Origin of the sequence: Actinomadura nitritigenes (genome assembly GCF_017573545.1) — a bacterium.
GTDB lineage: Bacteria > Actinomycetota > Actinomycetes > Streptosporangiales > Streptosporangiaceae > Spirillospora > Spirillospora nitritigenes.
Genome location: NZ_JAGEOK010000013.1, coordinates 189,833 through 206,916 on the forward strand (window position 1 = coordinate 189,833; position 17,084 = coordinate 206,916).

General features: G+C 70.6%; 11 protein-coding genes. 3 read left to right on the top strand and 8 right to left on the bottom strand.

Annotated elements, in window-relative coordinates; all coding sequences use genetic code 11:
* Positions 1-35 precede the first annotated feature (35 nt).
* The 4 genes from rpsG to J4557_RS21650 all read right to left on the bottom strand — a co-directional run bounded on the left by rpsG (position 36) and on the right by J4557_RS21650 (position 4,251).
* Complete coding sequence (gene rpsG, locus J4557_RS21635) at positions 36-506, bottom strand: 30S ribosomal protein S7 (protein WP_021597494.1); 471 nt, start codon at positions 504-506, stop codon at positions 36-38.
* Positions 506-880 carry a 30S ribosomal protein S12 gene (gene rpsL / locus J4557_RS21640; RefSeq protein WP_030176166.1) on the bottom strand — a complete coding sequence of 125 codons (375 nt, stop codon included), beginning with the start codon at positions 878-880 and terminating at the stop codon, positions 506-508. Before rpsL ends, rpsG begins: the two co-directional genes overlap by 1 nt.
* Positions 881-1,390: 510 nt before the next feature.
* Positions 1,391-3,025 (bottom strand): hypothetical protein, encoded by a 1,635-nt coding sequence (locus tag J4557_RS21645; protein ID WP_208268508.1) that lies wholly within the window; start codon positions 3,023-3,025, stop codon positions 1,391-1,393.
* Between the two features lie 245 nt (positions 3,026-3,270).
* On the bottom strand, positions 3,271-4,251 hold the full coding sequence (locus tag J4557_RS21650; protein WP_208268509.1) for an aldo/keto reductase: 981 nt from the start codon (positions 4,249-4,251) through the stop codon (positions 3,271-3,273).
* A 204-nt stretch (positions 4,252-4,455) separates the two neighbouring features.
* On the opposite strand from J4557_RS21650, the gene J4557_RS21655 reads away from it, so the two are divergent.
* Entirely contained in the window at positions 4,456-5,031 is a 576-nt protein-coding gene (locus J4557_RS21655) for an RNA polymerase sigma factor (protein WP_208268510.1), read from the top strand.
* Positions 5,024-6,253, top strand: coding sequence for a CU044_5270 family protein (locus J4557_RS21660; protein WP_208268511.1), 1,230 nt, complete (start codon positions 5,024-5,026; stop codon positions 6,251-6,253). Before J4557_RS21655 ends, J4557_RS21660 begins: the two co-directional genes overlap by 8 nt.
* A gap of 114 nt (positions 6,254-6,367) precedes the next feature.
* On the opposite strand, the gene J4557_RS21665 is transcribed toward J4557_RS21660, so the two are convergent.
* The 3 genes from J4557_RS21665 to rpoB all read right to left on the bottom strand — a co-directional run bounded on the left by J4557_RS21665 (position 6,368) and on the right by rpoB (position 14,196).
* Entirely contained in the window at positions 6,368-6,601 is a 234-nt protein-coding gene (locus J4557_RS21665) for a hypothetical protein (protein ID WP_208268512.1), read from the bottom strand.
* Between the two features lie 234 nt (positions 6,602-6,835).
* Positions 6,836-10,708: a DNA-directed RNA polymerase subunit beta' gene (locus J4557_RS21670; RefSeq protein ID WP_208268513.1), complete on the bottom strand. Its 3,873-nt coding sequence runs from the start codon at positions 10,706-10,708 to the stop codon at positions 6,836-6,838.
* Positions 10,709-10,728: 20 nt separating this feature from the next.
* A complete protein-coding gene (rpoB, locus tag J4557_RS21675; RefSeq protein WP_208268514.1) occupies positions 10,729-14,196 on the bottom strand; it encodes a DNA-directed RNA polymerase subunit beta in 3,468 nt (1,155 codons plus the stop codon).
* A gap of 438 nt (positions 14,197-14,634) precedes the next feature.
* Between rpoB and J4557_RS21680 the strand changes: the two genes are divergently transcribed.
* On the top strand, positions 14,635-16,452 hold the full coding sequence (locus J4557_RS21680; RefSeq protein WP_208268515.1) for a sensor histidine kinase: 1,818 nt from the start codon (positions 14,635-14,637) through the stop codon (positions 16,450-16,452).
* Here the strand turns inward: J4557_RS21680 and J4557_RS21685 are convergent.
* Complete coding sequence (locus J4557_RS21685) at positions 16,393-16,998, bottom strand: response regulator transcription factor (RefSeq protein WP_208268516.1); 606 nt, start codon at positions 16,996-16,998, stop codon at positions 16,393-16,395. The genes J4557_RS21680 and J4557_RS21685 overlap by 60 nt on opposite strands.
* Positions 16,999-17,084: the final 86 nt, after the last annotated feature.

Below are 17,084 nucleotides of genomic sequence, written 5' to 3' on the forward strand. Positions count from 1 at the left end.
CCTCGCGTCGTCTCGTCGTTCTCAACCCGCCGGGGTTACCAGCGGTAGTGGGCGAAGGCCTTGTTGGACTCCGCCATCTTGTGGGTGTCCTCGCGCTTCTTGACAGACGCGCCGAGTCCGTTGCTCGCGTCGAGCAGCTCGTTCATCAGCCGCTCGGTCATGGTCTTCTCGCGACGCTGCCGGGCGTACACCACCAGCCAGCGCAGGGCGAGGGTGGTGCTGCGGGCCGGCCGCACCTCGACGGGGACCTGGTAGGTCGCGCCACCGACACGGCGGCTGCGGACCTCCAGGGTCGGCTTGACGTTGTCGAGCGCGCGCTTCAGCGTGACGACCGGGTCGTTGCCGGTCTTCTCGCGGGCGCCCTCGAGAGCGTCGTACACGATGCTCTGCGCGATGGAACGCTTGCCGTCCAGGAGAATCTTGTTGATGAGCGCGGTGACCAGCGGCGAGTTGTACACCGGGTCAGCGATCAGCTGGCGCTTGCCAGCGGGGCCCTTGCGCGGCATCAGCTCTTCTCCTTCTTCGCGCCGTACTTGCTGCGCGCCTGCTTGCGGTTGCGGACGCCCTGAGTGTCGAGCGACCCGCGGATGATCTTGTACCGAACACCCGGGAGGTCCTTCACACGGCCGCCGCGCACGAGCACGATCGAGTGCTCCTGCAGGTTGTGACCGACGCCGGGGATGTAGGCCGTGACCTCAATCCCGCTGGTCAGCCGGACACGGGCGACCTTGCGAAGCGCGGAGTTCGGCTTCTTGGGCGTCGTCGTGTAGACGCGCGTGCAGACACCCCGGCGCTGGGGGCTCTCCTTCAGCGCGGGCGTCTTGTTCTTGGTCACCTTGTCCTGGCGGCCCTTGCGGACCAGCTGCTGGATCGTGGGCACCGCGTCTCCGTCTTCCCTCGTACCGAGCCGGTAAGTCCTGTTGCTGCAATCACCACCTCAGGCGAGGCTGTGACCTGCCGGTTTCCCGACCTCTCCGACCCACGCGGTCGGGCGTGTCGCCGGTTCACGGAGCATTGCCCGCGAACAACCGACACAGACCGCCCGGCCCATCTCAGGGCCGAATCAAGCCGGGGAGTAGATGCGGCGCTGGGCCGGTCCTGATCGAACCTCGCCGGCGCGCACGCATAGCGGCCCGCATACAGCGGGCACAAGTGAAGAGGTTACCGACCCCTTCGCCAAAGTGCAAAGCGAACAGCGCACTACCGCGCGAGCCCGGTCCGGCGCAACCCCGGAGGGCCCTCGAAAGCCGACTCACCCGCAGGGATCAACGGAAGAAGGCCGACGGGTGTTCCCGCCCGGTGGCGGGAAGACCCGTCGGCATTGTGACTCACACCCCGGCCCTTGGGGAAGACGTCGACGATCTTTTACGCCCTCCCCCGCCGGCCCCCGCTACAGGACGAACGCGACGATCAGGACGATGAGGATCACCGCGACGACCGCGCCGCCGATGATGTACAGGAGCGTGTTGCTCTTGCCGCCCTTGCCCTCGTCGGTCCCGTACGCGGGCGGCTGGCCGTACTGACCCGGCTGCCCGAACTGTCCCTGCTGGCCGTGCTGAGCGGGCTGGCCCGGCTGGCCGAACGCGGGCTGGCCGCCGTACTGCTGCTCGCCGTACTGCTGCTGCTCGCCCGGCTGGCCGAACTGCTGCCCGCCCTGCTGGTGCTGGCCGAAGCCCTGCTGCCCGTAGTCCTGCTGCTGGCCGTACTCCTGCTGACCGAACTGCTGGCCCGGCTGCTGGCCGTACTGCTGCTGGTCCTGCTGGGCGCCGAAATGCTGCGCACCGTACTGCTGCTGCGCGCCCTGCTGCTGGCCGTAGTCCTGCTGCTGCCCGTAGTCCTGGCCGAACTGCTGCGCGCCGGGCTGCGGCGGCTGCTGCTGCTGGGACTGCGGCTGCCACGACTGCTGCCCGATGTCCAGCCGGGTGTGCTCGCCCAGCCCGCCGGACGGCTCAGCGGCGTGCCGGCCCTGCGACTGCGCCGACGGGTCGAACGCCTCGGTCGGCCGGGCGTCCTCGACGCCGCGGTCGGCGTGGGCGCCGAACGCGGGCGGCTCCTCCGGCTGCGGGGACCCGCCGAAGCCCGACTCGGGCGGCGGGACCATCATCGTCCGCTCGTGGTCGGCCTGGCCCTGGCCCGGCCCGCCCTGCCGCTGCCCCGGCTGGGACGCCTCGGGCGACCACGGCTCCGGCGTCGACGGTGGCACCGGCGCCTGCCACGGCTCGGCGGGCGGCTCCTGCCGGCGTTCCGGGCCGGTCGCGACGGGCACGTCGGTGCCGGGCGACCAGTGGAGCGTCGCCTGGTCGTCCACCGGGGGACGCTGCGGCCGCTCGGGCTCCTGCCCGCCCGCACCGGGGCCGGGCACGATCAGGGTGCGCTCGTTGCCCGCGTCCTGCGGCTGCCCCGGAGCGGGAGGCGCCTGCTCGGCGGGCGAGCCGCCCTCGGGCGAGCGCGGCTCCTGGGGCGGCGCGTAACCGCCCTGGGCGCCGAACGGCGGCTGGCCGTACTGCTGCTCCTGCGGCGCGCCGTGCATCGGCTGCTGCGGGTACGCCGGCTGCTGGGGCTGACCGTACTGCTGCTGCTCGGGCTGCCGGCCGTACTGCTGGCCCGGCTGGCCGCCGTACTGCTGCTCCGGCGGCGGGAAGCCGCCAGGAGCGGGAGGCGCGCCGTAGGGCGCCTGGCCTCCGGGCTGCTGCCCGTAGGGCTGCCGCTCCTGCTGCTGCTCGTACTGGGGGGCGCCGAACTGCTGCTGGGGCGGCGGCGGGGGCTGCTCGCCGTACTGCCGCAGCGGCTGCTCGACCATCGTCGGGGGCGGCGGCGGAGGGGCCTGCCGCTCCTGCTCGCCGGGCTCCTGCGGCGCCGCGGGCCGCTGCCCGCCGGCCGCGCCGCCCAGCTGCGGGGCGCCGAACACCACGGTCCGGTCGCCGAGCGGGCGCGCGGGGGGCTCGCCCCGCTCCTCGGGGGCCGGCCGGCCCTCGTCCTCCGGCAACGGCCGCTGCGGTCCCTGCGTGCCGTCATTCTCGGTCATCGTCGGGCTCCTTCAGCGCCGTCGTCCCGGGGCTCCTCAGTCCCGGTCGTCCGGAGATCCGCTCGGCGGTTCCCCGGACCTGTCACTCGTCTCGCCCCGTGGCGGTCTGGCCGCCCGTGGGCGTTCTGGCCCCCAGCCTGCCCCGATCGCCGGTGGTATCGCAAATCATCGCCCAAGATAGACGTCCGGCGCCCCCGATCCGTTCCGACCGGGGGCACCACCTGCGGGAACGTCCGGGGGGCGGTTCAGCCGTGCCCGCGCACCGGGTGCGGCCGGTACGGCGCCTCCAGCCGCTCGACGTCCTTGTCGTCCAGCGCGAGCCCGGCGGCCGCGACCGCGTCGTCGATGTGCGCGACCTTCGTCGCACCGACGATCGGGGCCGTCACACCGGGCCTTCCGAGCAGCCAGGCGAGCGCGACCTGCGCCATGGGGGCGCCCTTCTCCCCCGCGACCTCGCGGACGACGTCGACCACGTCGAAGTCGGCCTCCTCGTACATCATCTCGCCGTAGGCGTCGTTGCCCGCCCGGACGGTGTTGGTGCGCCCGCCGCGGTCGCGGTTGCCCGCCAGCCGGCCGCGGGCGAGGGGGCTCCACGGCAGCAGGCCGACGCCCTGGTCGGCGCAGAGCGGGTTCATCTCCCGCTCCTCCTCGCGGTACAGCAGGTTGTAGTGGTTCTGCATCGTGACGAACTTCGTCCAGCCGTGCCTGTCCGCCACATGCTGCGCCTTGGCGAACTGCCACGCGAACATGCTGGACGCGCCTATGTACCGCGCCTTGCCCGCGCGCACCACGTCGTGGAGGGCCTCCATCGTCTCCTCGATGGGCGTTCCGTAGTCCCAGCGGTGGATCTGGTAGAGGTCCACGTAGTCGGTGCCCAGGCGCCGCAGGGAGTCGTCGATGCCCGCCATGATGTGCTTGCGGGACAGCCCCTTGTCGTTGGGCCCGTCGCCCACGGGGAGGCAGACCTTGGTGGCGAGGACGTAGTCGTCCCGGCGGGGGAACAGCTTCGCCAGCAGATGGCCGGTGATGATCTCGCTCACACCGCGCGAGTACATGTCGGCGGTGTCGAAGAACGTCACACCGGCCTCGACCGCCCGGCGCACGATCGGCTCCGCGGCCTCCTCGTCCAGCGCCCAGGGCCGTTGCGCGGGGTCGCCGAAGCTCATCATGCCGAGGCAGATCCGCGAGACCCTCGTCCCGGTCGTCCCGAGCCGCACCTGTTCCATGTGTCTCTCCTCTCGGTTCAGCGTCCCCCACCATGCAGAACGAGACGGCCGTTGGCCAACCCGTTTCCGCCGGATCCGGACGGGCGCGCGGAGCACCGCGTGACCGCGGGGCCCGAGCAGGGCGCAACCGGAAGGCGGCCTTCGGGATAGAGGGGGTGTCAGCACCCCCCCAGAGTCACGGAGACCCACCATGAAGAGACGCCCATGGCCGTGGTGAGCCGGGCCCCCGGCGAACTGGGCGACGCCGAGATCGTGACGGCGTCGCTGCGCACCCCGGAGGCGTTCGGCGAGCTGTTCCGCCGCCACGCGCCGCGGCTGCACGCCTACGTCCGGCGGCGGCTCGGGCCCGCCCTCGCCGACGACCTGGTGTCGGAGTCGTTCGCGACGGCGTTCCGGCAGCGGGAGCGGTTCGACGGGCGCGCGGAGTTCGGCGCCTGGCTGTGGGGCATCGCCTCGAACCTGATCGCCAAGCACCACCGGCACGAGACCCGCATGTACCGGGCGTTCGCGCGGACCGGCGTGGACCCCGCCGAGGACGGCGTCGCCGAGCGCGCCGGGGACCGTGCGGCGGCCGCCGCGCTCGGTCCCGAGCTGGCGAGGGCGCTGGCGTCGCTGAACGCGCAGGAGCGCGACGCGGTCCTGCTGCTGGCCTGGGCCGAGATGTCGTACGGCGAGATCGCGGCGGCGCTCGGACTGCCGCTCGGCACCGTCAAGGCGAAGATCCACCGGGCCCGGACCAAGCTCCGGAAGGCCCTCCCCCTGGAGGAGAACGATGGATGAACTGGACGCGCTGCGTCACATGCGGACGGCCCTGGCCGAGGAGGAGCCTCCGGACGCGCTCGCCGCGCGCATCGACTGGCACCCGGACGAGACGGACGGATCCCAGGCCCGCGCCACCCGATCCCGGCCGCTCCGCCGCCGTCTCCGGCTCCCGCTCGCGGGCGCGGTGGCGGCGGCCCTCGCCGCCGGAGCCGCCGCCGCCGCCGTCGTCGTGTCGCAACCCGGGGACCGCGCGCAGGGCCGCACCGAGCCGCCGAAGGAGGGGAACGTGCTGCTGGTGGCCGCCACCAACGCGGACAAGGCCCCGCTCGGCTCGTACTGGCACACGCGGAGCATCAGCGGCCAGATCTTCGCGGTCGGCAGGAGCGCGCAGGACTTCTACAAGGTCGACTCGCGGCAGGGCAACGAGACCTGGACGGGCCGCGACGGCAAGGGCAGCATGTTCCACCTCGACATGGCCGACGTCCCGCTCACCGCGGAGGACGCGCGGAAGTGGCGCGCGGCGGGAGCGCCCAAGATGGCCCGCGTGCCCGACCCCGAGGGCGCGGTCGGCTCCGTCTTCCTGGACATGGGCCCCCGCACCATGACCGCGGGCCCGTTCCCCGTGTCGTCCGGCGACCTGGCCTACGGACTCACGCCGGCGAAGCTCGCGCGGCTTCCCACGGAGCCGAAGGCCCTGGAGGACGCGCTGCTGAACCTGCGGGGCGACTGGCACGCGTACTCGGCCAAGCGGACGAAGGAGCCGATCCGCTCCCTGCGGGGGCAGGAGCGCCTCCGGGCGCTGAGCGACGTGACGACCGCGCTGCTGTCCACGGCGCCCGCGCCGCCGAAGGTGCGCGGTGCCGCGTTCCGGATGCTGGCGGCGCAGCCCGGCGTCCGGGCCGGGGGGCGGACGACCGACCCGCTCGGCCGCGCCGGCACCGTGATCTCGCTGCCGCTGAAGACCACGGTCCCGCTCGGCCTGTACACCGCGCCCAAGCAGCTCGGCACCTACACGCGCGAGCTGATCGTCGACCCGGCCCGCGGGGCGCTGCTGGCCGTCCGGGACCTGGTGGCGACGCCGCCGAAGGGGAGCCGTCCGCTGCCGCCCGGGGACGACGGGAAGCCGCGCGCGCTGGCGGCGAAGAACATGCCGGACCGGTTCAGCCGTCCCGGTGACCTGGCGTCCTACCAGGCGTTCGAGGTCGCGCAGTGGACCGACCAGGCGCCGCCGCGCCGCTGAACCCGCTCCCGATCGCGGGGCCGGCTCCGGCTCCGGCGACATGGAAGGGCCCGCTCCCCTGGAGCGGGCCCTTTTCCGTGTGCGTCGGTCAGTCGAACCGATCAGCCGAACCGGTCAGGCGAAGGCGTGGCACTCCACCTCGGCCCGCGCGTGGGTCATTCCCAGCTTGACGTACTTCTCCGCGCAAGCGCGCTGCTTGGCGTTGAGGTCGATCTTGCCGCACGCCTTCACGCTGGAGTAGGTGCGGCAGTCCTGCTGCGTCCCCTGGCCGCCTCCGGACGGCTGGGCGGCACTCGCGGTGCCCACCCCTCCGAGCACGACGGCGGTGGCGAGCAGCGTTGCGGTCATGACCCTCTTCATACGATTTCCTCCCCCGACGCGACTTCAACCAGCATCTGGGTCGTCCCCGGGCACAGCACCGCAAAACACGCTCAAGGGTCAAGAAAGTCGGCGAAACCGCAGGTAGATCACCTGTACGCGGCCGGCGCCGATCCGGATGGAACGGCCCCCCGAACGCGGAAGGCCCCTCCCGCCGCAGCGGAAGGGGCCCTCGCCACCGGGGACGCGTCCCCGGCTCAGGTGTTACCGGTTGTACTGGCCGAAGTCGTACTCCTCCAGCGGCACGGCCTCGCCGGAGCCCTGCCCGAAGGCGTACTCGGCGCCGTCGTCGTAGGAGCCGACGGAGTACACCGCCGCCTTCGCCTCCTCGGTCGGCTCGACCCGGACGTTGCGGTACTGCGGCATGCCGGTACCGGCCGGGATGAGCTTACCGATGATGACGTTCTCCTTGAGGCCGAGCAGCGGGTCGCTCTTGGCGTGCATCGCGGCCTCGGTGAGCACCCGGGTCGTCTCCTGGAAGGACGCCGCCGACAGCCACGACTCGGTCGCGAGCGAGGCCTTGGTGATGCCCATCAGGACGGGGCGGCCGGCGGCGGGCGTGCCGCCCTCGGCCACGACGTTCCGGTTCGTCTCCTCGAAGATCGGACGCTCGACCAGGTCGCCCGGGAGCAGCTCGGTGTCGCCCGACTCGAGGATGTTCACCCGCTTCAGCATCTGGCGGACGATGATCTCGATGTGCTTGTCGTGGATCGACACGCCCTGCGACCGGTAGACCTCCTGGACCTCCTGCACCAGGTGCAGCTGCACCGCGCGGGGGCCGAGGATGCGCAGCACCTCGTGCGGGTTGATGGCACCCGCGATGAGCTGCTGGCCGACGTCGACGTGCTCGCCCTCCTTGACCAGCAGCCGGGACCGCATGGGCACCTGGTAGCCGATCTCGTCGGAGCCGTCGTCCGGGACGACGACGACCTTGCGGGTCTTCTCCGTCTCGTCGATCTTGATCCGGCCGGCGACCTCGCTGATCGGGGCCACACCCTTCGGGATGCGGGCCTCGAACAGCTCCTGGACGCGCGGCAGACCGTGCGTGATGTCACCGCCGGCGACACCGCCGGTGTGGAACGTCCGCATGGTCAGCTGGGTGCCGGGCTCACCGATGGACTGCGCGGCGATGATGCCGACGGCCTCGCCGACGTCCACCCGCTTGCCGGTCGCCAGCGAGCGGCCGTAGCAGGCGGCGCAGACACCGATCTTCGCCTCGCAGACCAGCGCGCTGCGGGTCCGCACCGACTCGACGCCCGCCTCGACCAGCCGGGTCACCACCGCGTCGGACAGGTCGGTGTCGGCCGGGAAGATGACCGTCCCGTCGACCACGACGTCCTCGGCGATCGTGCGGCCGATCAGCGCGGTCTCCGAGGTGGCCAGCTTGACCAGCGTGCCGTCCGGCAGCTTCTCGGCGACCTCGAACGGGATCGTCCGGTCGGTGCCGCAGTCGATCTCGCGGACGATGACGTCCTGCGCGACGTCCACCAGGCGCCGGGTCAGGTAACCCGAGTCGGCGGTCCGCAGCGCGGTGTCCGCGAGGCCCTTCCGGGCGCCGTGCGTCGAGATGAAGTACTCGACGACCGACAGCCCCTCGCGGAAGGACGACTTGATCGGGCGCGGGATGGTCTCGCCCTTCGGGTTGGAGACCAGGCCGCGCATACCGGCGATCTGGCGCAGCTGGAGCGGGTTGCCTCGGGCGCCCGACTGGATCATCATCCAGATCGGGTTGGCCTTCGGGAACGCCTTCTCCATGTCCACCGCGACGTCCGCGGTGGCCTTGTTCCAGATCTCGATGAGCTCCTGCTTGCGCTCGTCGTCGGTGATCAGACCGCGGTTGAACTCGCGCTGCACCTTCTCCGCGCGCGCCTCGTAGCCGCTCAGGATGTCCTGCTTGTTGGGCGGCGTGACGACGTCGTCGATGGAGATGGTCACACCGGACCGGGTGGCCCAGTGGAACCCGGTGCTCTTCAGCGCGTCCAGCGCGTTGGCCACCGCGACCTTCGGGTAGGTCTCGGCCAGCTCGTTCACGATCGCCGACAGCTGCTTCTTGCCGATCTCGTCGTCGACGAACGGGAAGTCGTCCGGCAGCGCCTCGTTGAACAGCGCGCGGCCGAGCGTGGTCTCCAGCCGGTACGGCTGGCCGGGCTCGTAGCCCTCGGGCGCCTGCCAGCCGCGCGGCGGCGGGACGTCCTTCAGCCGGATCTGGATCTTGGCCTGCAGGTCCAGCTCGTGCCGGTCGTAGGCCATGATCGCCTCGGCGATCGAGCCGAACGCGCGGCCCTCGCCGTCGGCGCCGTCCTTCTGCGTCGTCAGCCAGTACAGGCCGATGACCATGTCCTGGGTGGGCATGGTGACGGGCTTGCCGTCCGACGGCTTCAGGATGTTGTTGGTCGACAGCATCAGGATCCGCGCCTCGGCCTGCGCCTCGGCGGACAGCGGCAGGTGCACCGCCATCTGGTCGCCGTCGAAGTCCGCGTTGAACGCGGTGCAGACGAGCGGGTGGATCTGGATGGCCTTGCCCTCGACCAGCTGCGGCTCGAACGCCTGGATGCCCAGGCGGTGCAGGGTCGGCGCACGGTTCAGCAGCACCGGGTGCTCGGTGATGACCTCTTCCAGCACGTCCCACACGACCGGGCGCGCGCGCTCGACCATCCGCTTGGCGGACTTGATGTTCTGCGCGTGGTTGAGGTCGACCAGCCGCTTCATGACGAACGGCTTGAACAGCTCCAGCGCCATCTGCTTGGGCAGGCCGCACTGGTGCAGCTTCAGCTGCGGGCCGACGACGATGACCGAACGGCCGGAGTAGTCGACGCGCTTGCCCAGCAGGTTCTGCCGGAACCGGCCCTGCTTGCCCTTGAGCATGTCGGACAGCGACTTCAGCGGACGGTTGCCGGGCCCGGTGACCGGGCGGCCGCGGCGGCCGTTGTCGAACAGCGCGTCGACGGCCTCCTGCAGCATCCGCTTCTCGTTGTTGACGATGATCTCGGGCGCGCCCAGGTCGAGCAGGCGCTTGAGCCGGTTGTTCCGGTTGATGACCCGGCGGTACAGGTCGTTCAGGTCGGAGGTCGCGAAGCGGCCGCCGTCCAGCTGCACCATCGGACGCAGGTCCGGCGGGATCACCGGGATGCAGTCCAGCACCATGCCGAGCGGGCTGTTGCGGGTGTTGAGGAACGCCGAGACGACCTTCAGCCGCTTGAGGGCGCGGGCCTTCTTCTGGCCCTTGCCGGTGCGGATGATGTCGCGCAGCTTCTCGGCCTCGGCGTCGAGGTCGAAGTTCTGCAGCCGGGCCTGGATGGCCGCGGCGCCCATGCCGCCCTCGAAGTACTTGCCGAAGCGGTCGCGCATCTCGCGGTAGAGCAGCTCGTCGCCCTCCAGGTCCTGGACCTTGAGGTTCTTGAACCGGCTCCACACCTCGTCGAGGCGGTCGAGCTCGCGCTGCGCGCGGTCGCGCAGCTGCTTCATCTCCCGCTCGGCGCCGTCGCGCACCTTGCGCTTCTGGTCGGCCTTCGCGCCGGCCTCCTCGAGCTCCGCCAGGTCGCCCTCCAGCTTCTGCTGGCGGGCCTCGACCTGCGCGTCGCGGGCCTGCTCGATCTGCTGGCGCTCCACGGAGATGTGGGCCTCCAGCGTCGGCAGGTCGCGGTCGCGGCGCTCGGCGTCCACGCTGGTGATCATGTAGGCCGCGAAGTAGATGATCTTCTCGAGATCCTTCGGGGCCAGGTCCAGCAGGTAGCCGAGGCGCGACGGGACGCCCTTGAAGTACCAGATGTGCGTGACCGGCGCGGCCAGCTCGATGTGGCCCATCCGCTCACGGCGCACCTTGGCGCGGGTCACCTCGACGCCGCAGCGCTCGCAGATGATGCCCTTGAACCGGACGCGCTTGTACTTGCCGCAGTAGCACTCCCAGTCCCGGGTCGGACCGAAGATCTTCTCGCAGAAGAGCCCGTCCTTCTCCGGCTTGAGGGTCCGGTAGTTGATCGTCTCCGGCTTCTTCACCTCGCCGTGGGACCACTGGCGGATGTCGTCGGCGGTCGCCAGGCCGATGCGAAGCTCGTCGAAGAAGTTGACGTCAAGCAACTGTTTTCCCCTTGAGTTGATCAGACCTCTTCGACACTGCTCGGCTCGCGCCGGGACAGGTCGATGCCGAGCTCCTCCGCTGCGCGGAAGACGTCCTCATCGGTGTCGCGCATCTCGATGGACATGCCGTCGCTCGACAGGACCTCGACGTTGAGGCAGAGCGACTGCATCTCCTTGATGAGCACCTTGAAGGACTCGGGAATGCCGGGCTCGGGGATGTTCTCGCCCTTGACGATGGCCTCGTACACCTTCACGCGGCCGAGGACGTCGTCGGACTTGATGGTCAGCAGCTCCTGGAGGGCGTAGGCGGCGCCGTACGCTTCCAGCGCCCACACCTCCATCTCACCGAAGCGCTGGCCGCCGAACTGGGCCTTACCGCCGAGCGGCTGCTGGGTGATCATGGAGTAGGGGCCGGTCGAGCGGGCGTGGATCTTGTCGTCGACCAGGTGGAGCAGCTTGAGGATGTAGATGTAGCCGACCGAGATCGGGTCGCTGTACGGCTCGCCGGTGCGGCCGTCGAACAGCCGCGCCTTGCCGCCCGGGCCCACCATCCGGTTGCCGTCGCGGTTGGGCAGAGTGCTCTCGATCAGACCGGTGACGTCGTTCTCGCGCGCACCGTCGAAGACCGGGGTGGCCGTGTTGGTCCACGGCGGAGCCTCGTCCGCGCCGATCTCCCTGAGCGCCCGCTTCCAGTCGGCGTCGTCGCCCTCGACCTTCCAGCCGCGGGAGGCGACCCAGCCGAGGTGGGTCTCCAGGACCTGGCCGACGTTCATCCGGCCGGGCACGCCCAGCGGGTTGAGCACGATGTCGACCGGCGTCCCGTCCTCCAGGAACGGCATGTCCTCGACCGGGAGGATCTTGGAGATGACGCCCTTGTTGCCGTGCCGGCCGGCCAGCTTGTCGCCGTCGGTGATCTTGCGCTTCTGGGCCACGTACACCCGGACCAGCTCGTTCACGCCGGGCGGGAGCTCGTCGCCCTCGTCGCGGGAGAACACCCGGACGCCGATGACCTTGCCCTCTTCACCGTGCGGCACTTTCAGGGAGGTGTCGCGGACCTCGCGGGCCTTCTCGCCGAAGATCGCGCGCAGCAGCCGCTCCTCGGGGGTCAGCTCCGTCTCGCCCTTGGGCGTGACCTTGCCGACCAGGATGTCGCCGGGGACGACGTCCGCGCCGATGCGGATGATGCCGCGCTCGTCGAGGTCGGCCAGGACCTCCTCGGAGACGTTCGGGATGTCCCGGGTGATCTCCTCGGGGCCGAGCTTGGTGTCGCGGGCGTCGACCTCGTGCTCCTCGATGTGGATCGAGGAGAGGACGTCGTCCTGCACCAGCCGCTGGCTGAGGATGATGGCGTCCTCGTAGTTGTGGCCCTCCCACGGCATGAACGCCACGAGGAGGTTCTTGCCGAGCGCCATCTCGCCGTCGTCGGTGCACGGGCCGTCGGCGATGACCTGCCCGAACTCGACCCGCTGGCCCTCGTCCACGATCGGCTTCTGGTTGAAGCAGGTGCCCTGGTTGGAGCGCTTGAACTTGGACACGCGGTAGGTCGTCCGGGTGCCGTCGTCGTTCATGACGGTCACGTAGTCGGCCGAGACCTCCTCGACGACGCCGGCCTTCTCGGCCGTGATCACGTCGCCGGCGTCGGTCGCCGCGCGGTACTCCATGCCGGTGCCGACCAGCGGCGCCTCGCTGCGCAGCAGCGGGACGGACTGGCGCTGCATGTTGGAGCCCATCAGCGCGCGGTTGGCGTCGTCGTGCTCCAGGAACGGGATCATCGCGGTCGCGACCGAGGTCATCTGCCGGGCCGAGACGTCCATGTACTGGACCTCGCGGGCCGGGACCAGCTCGACCTCGCCGCCCTTGCGGCGGACCAGGATGCGGTCGTCCTGGAAGGTGCCGTCCTCGTTGAGCAGGGAGTTGGCCTGCGCGATGACGAAGCGGTCCTCCTCGTCGGCCGTCAGGTAGTCGATCTGCTCGGTGACCCGGCCGTCCTCGACCTTGCGGTACGGGGTCTCGACGAACCCGAACGGGTTGACCCGGCCGAACGCGGCGAGCGAGCCGATCAGGCCGATGTTCGGGCCTTCCGGCGTCTCGATCGGGCACATGCGGCCGTAGTGCGACGGGTGGACGTCGCGGACCTCCATGCCGGCGCGCTCACGGGACAGACCACCGGGGCCGAGCGCGTTCAGGCGGCGCTTGTGCGTCAGCCCGGCGAGCGGGTTGGTCTGGTCCATGAACTGGGACAGCTGGCTGGTGCCGAAGAACTCCTTGATGGAGGCGACGACCGGCCGGATGTTGATCAGCGTCTGCGGCGTGATCGCCTCGACGTCCTGGGTGGTCATCCGCTCGCGGACGACGCGCTCCATGCGGGCCAGGCCCAGGCGGACCTGGTTCTGGATGAGCTCGCCGACCGTGCGCAGGCGCCGGTTGCCGAAGTGGTCGATGTCGTCGACCTCGATCGGCACGGAGACGGCCCCGAGGGTGGCCTCCTCCTCGCCGGCGTGCAGCCGGACCAGGTACTCGATCGTGGCGACGATGTCGTCCTCGGTGAGGGTGCCCTGGCGCATGTCCAGGTCGAGGCCGAGCTTCTTGTTGATCTTGTAGCGGCCGACCTTGGCGACGTCGTACCGCTTCGGGTTGAAGTACAGGTTCTCCAGCAGGGTCTGCGCCGACTCGCGGGTCGGCGGCTCGCCCGGCCGCAGCTTGCGGTAGATGTCGAGGAGGGCGTCGTCCTGGCCGGAGGTGTGGTCCTTCTCCAGGGTGACGTTGATCGACTCGTAGGCGCCGAAGTGCTCGCGGATGCGGGCCTCGTCCCAGCCGAGGGCCTTGAGCAGCACGGTGACCGGCTGCTTGCGCTTGCGGTCGATGCGCACGCCGACGTTGTCGCGCTTGTCGATCTCGAACTCGAGCCAGGCGCCGCGGCTCGGGATGACCCGGCAGCCGTAGATGTCCTTGTCGGACGCCTTGTCGAGGGCGCGGTCGAAGTAGACGCCGGGCGAGCGGGTCAGCTGCGAGACGACGACGCGCTCGGTGCCGTTGATGATGAAGGTGCCCTTCGGGGTCATGAGCGGGAAGTCGCCCATGAACACCGTCTGGCTCTTGATCTCACCGGTGGTGTTGTTGATGAACTCCGCCGTGACGAACAGCGGGGCGGAGTAGGTCATGTCCTTGTCCTTGCACTCCTCGACGGAGTACTTGGGCGGCTCGAACCGGTGGTCGCGGAACGAGAGGGACATGGTCCCGGAGAAGTCCTCGATCGGACTGATCTCTTCGAAGATCTCCTCCAGCCCCGACTGCGTCGGGACGCTCTTACTTCCGGCCTTCTGGGCCGCCTCGACCCGGGCCTTCCACCTCTCGTTGCCCAGCAGCCAGTCAACGGAGTTGGTCTGCAGAGCAAGGAGGTCCGGGACTTCGAGCGGCTCCTTGATGCGCGCGAAGGAGACGCGGTTCGGACCGGTTGCGGTATTCGAGGCGTTGCGCGAGGCTGCCAAGAGTGGTGGTCCTTCCGAGGGCTCGCGGCGTAACTGACGACACGCACGCCAGACGACCCACGTTCAAGACCCGTGCGTTAGGGTCCAAAACGGACCCGCTCGGGAGTGCTCTCACACGTGGATAGTCAGAGGGCAGCGCAAAGGGGCAGTGTAGCCGACTGGTACACCGCTCGCAACTCTAGCGCCGCAGTATGCATCACGTTGCCATGGAGCATCGCCCCTCAGGGCCTTGCAGTCAAGAGCGGACTTGGACTTTTCAGGCCCTGACCTGCAGTGAGGAAGGCCATAGTTTAAGGCCCCCACGCCCGGCGCCGGGTAGGGCCGCGGAGGCGCACGTTCAAGCCCGGAATCCCGACCATCCTCGCACCAGAACCCAGCATGAGAACGCTGCGCAATCTCCTGGTCGGCGGCCGGTCGGCAGGAGCTTAGAGTCTGGGCATGGACAGGGTGTCGCCGCGAGTGGCGCGCGGGATGATGTGGATCGCGCTCGGGCTGATCGTTCTCATCCGGCTGCTCAACGGGATCACCCACCATCGCGGCGGCTGCGCGCTGGCCCTGACGATGCTCCCGTATCCGCCACTGGTGGCGCTGCTGTGGCGGCCGTGGCCGCGGCGGCTGAGGTACGGCCTGGTCGTCGTCGTCACGGGGCTGGCCGCTCTGCCGTTCCAGGTCGTCGGGACGGACTGGGACTGGATCCCCTGGACCGTCGGCGCGGCCCTCCTGGTGGCCCTGCCCGGCCGGGCGGCCACGGCGCTCTTCCTGGGATTGCTCGGGGCGGTGCTGGCCGGTGGGCTGCTGGAGCACGACGGGGCCGTAGACGCCATCTCGCGGGCGACGGCGACCGTCAACGACGCCCTCATCGTCTTCAGCCTGTACTCGCTGGCGGGGATGATCCGCGATCTGAACGCCGCGCAGGGGGAACTGGCGCGGCTGGCTGCACTGCGCGAGCGGCTGCGCCTGGACAGCGAGCTGCGCACGATCGTCGGCGGTGGACTACGGGCGATCGGCGAGTTGCTGTCCCCCGGTGGGCCGGAAGGGGTCCGGGACGCCGCCGAGCGGGCACGGCGGACGCTGACCGGCATCCGGGAGGCGGCGGCCGAGTACCGGACGGAGGGCGTCGCGGCCGACCGGCCGGGCCCACGGTCGCCGCGGATCACGTGGCTTGTGCTGCTCGGGGTGCTGTGCATGCAGGGGCTGGCCAGGACCGCGGCCGTGGCGTCGGCCGATCCGGCCCAGCTACCGGTCATCCTGCCGATCGTCGCCACGATCATCGTGCTGTATCTGGTTCCGCACTTCCGGTTCCGGCTCCTGCTCATCGCCCTGCTGACCTTCCCGCTGGCCTGGCCGGGCTCCTATCTCGTGCCGACCTGGGGACTTGTCGACGGGATGTGGGGGTTCTTCATCGGGCTCGCGCTGGTCCGGCTGCGGCCGCCGGCGTCCCTGGCCGTGGTGGCCGGGGTGCTCTGCCTGCACGTCGTGCTGTGGGTCACCCCACCGCCGGTGCTGCCGCCGGTGCAGATCGGCTCGGGGCTGGTGTCCGATCTGATCCTGGGCGGGCTGGTCTACAGCATGACGCGGCTCGGCGAGCTGGTGGCCGTTCTGGAGAGGGCGAGGCACGAGCTGGCCGAGGAGGCCGTGACGAAGGAACGGGTGCGAATAGCCCGGGATCTGCACGATGTGCTCGGGTTCAGCCTGTCGGCGGTGGCGCTGCGGGGGGAGCTGGCGCTGCGGCTGCTGGACCGGGATCCGGAGCGGGCCGAGGCGGAACTGGCCTCGCTGCGGGAGCTGGTCGGCAGGTCGGCGGCTGAGCTGGACTCGATCACCGATGGCCGGATCCGGTTGCGGTTGGCGGAGGAGATCGATACGGCCCGGCAGGTGCTGGAGGCAGCCGGGGTGATGGTGGAGACCCTGGTGGACACCGGGCCGCTGGACCGGGAAACGGACACGGCCCTGGCGGCGGTGCTGCGGGAGAGCGTGACGAACGTGCTGCGGCACAGCCGAGCGCGCGAATGCGCGATCACCGTGGTGACCGACGGCGGGCTGGTGCGCCTGACCATCGCCAACGACGGGGTGCCCCCGCCCGTGGCCGCGCAGCGCGACGGGACCGGCCTGGACAGCCTGGCGGCGCGGACCGGAGGGCGGCTGACAGCGAGCCCCCGGCCAGGCGGCCGGTACGAGCTGGTCGCCGAGTTCGAGTCAGATCCAGCCCCGCTCGGTGGCGATGCGGATGGCGTCGATGCGGTTGCGGGCGCCTAACTTGGTCACCGCCGAGGTGAGGTAGTTGCGGACCGTCCCGTAGCCGATGAACAGCCGCTCGGCGATCTCCAGGGGCTGGGCTCCGGTCGCCGACAGCCGGAGCACCTCGGTCTCGCGGCGGGTCAGCGGGCTGGGCGGGGTGCGCAGCGCGGTCAGGGCGAGGGCGGTATCGACGGCCCTGCCGCCCGCGGCGATGGTGCGGATCGCCTCGACCAGCTCGGCCGGCCGCACGTCCTTGGGCAGGAAGCCCGCCGCCCCCGCCTCCAGCGCCCGCCGAAGCTGCCCCGGCCCGCTCAACCCGGTGAGGATCAGCACCTCGCACGACGGCAGCCGCTCGCGCAGCGCGGCGGCGGCGCTGATGCCGTCCTGGCCGGGCAGGTCGATGTCGATGACGGCGACGTCGGGCCGGTGCAGCTCGGCCTGCCGGACGATGTCGGCCCCGGAGGACACCTGCACCACGACCGCGAAACCGTCTTCCTGGTCGAGCAGCTCGGCCAGGGCCTCGCGGAGCAGCGACATGTCCTCGGCGAGGAGGAGCCGGATCACCGCACCATGATCCCACGACTATGCAAAATGCACGCTCAGATCACGTACAGGGGCACTACAGGCGGCGACGGCACCGGACGATCATT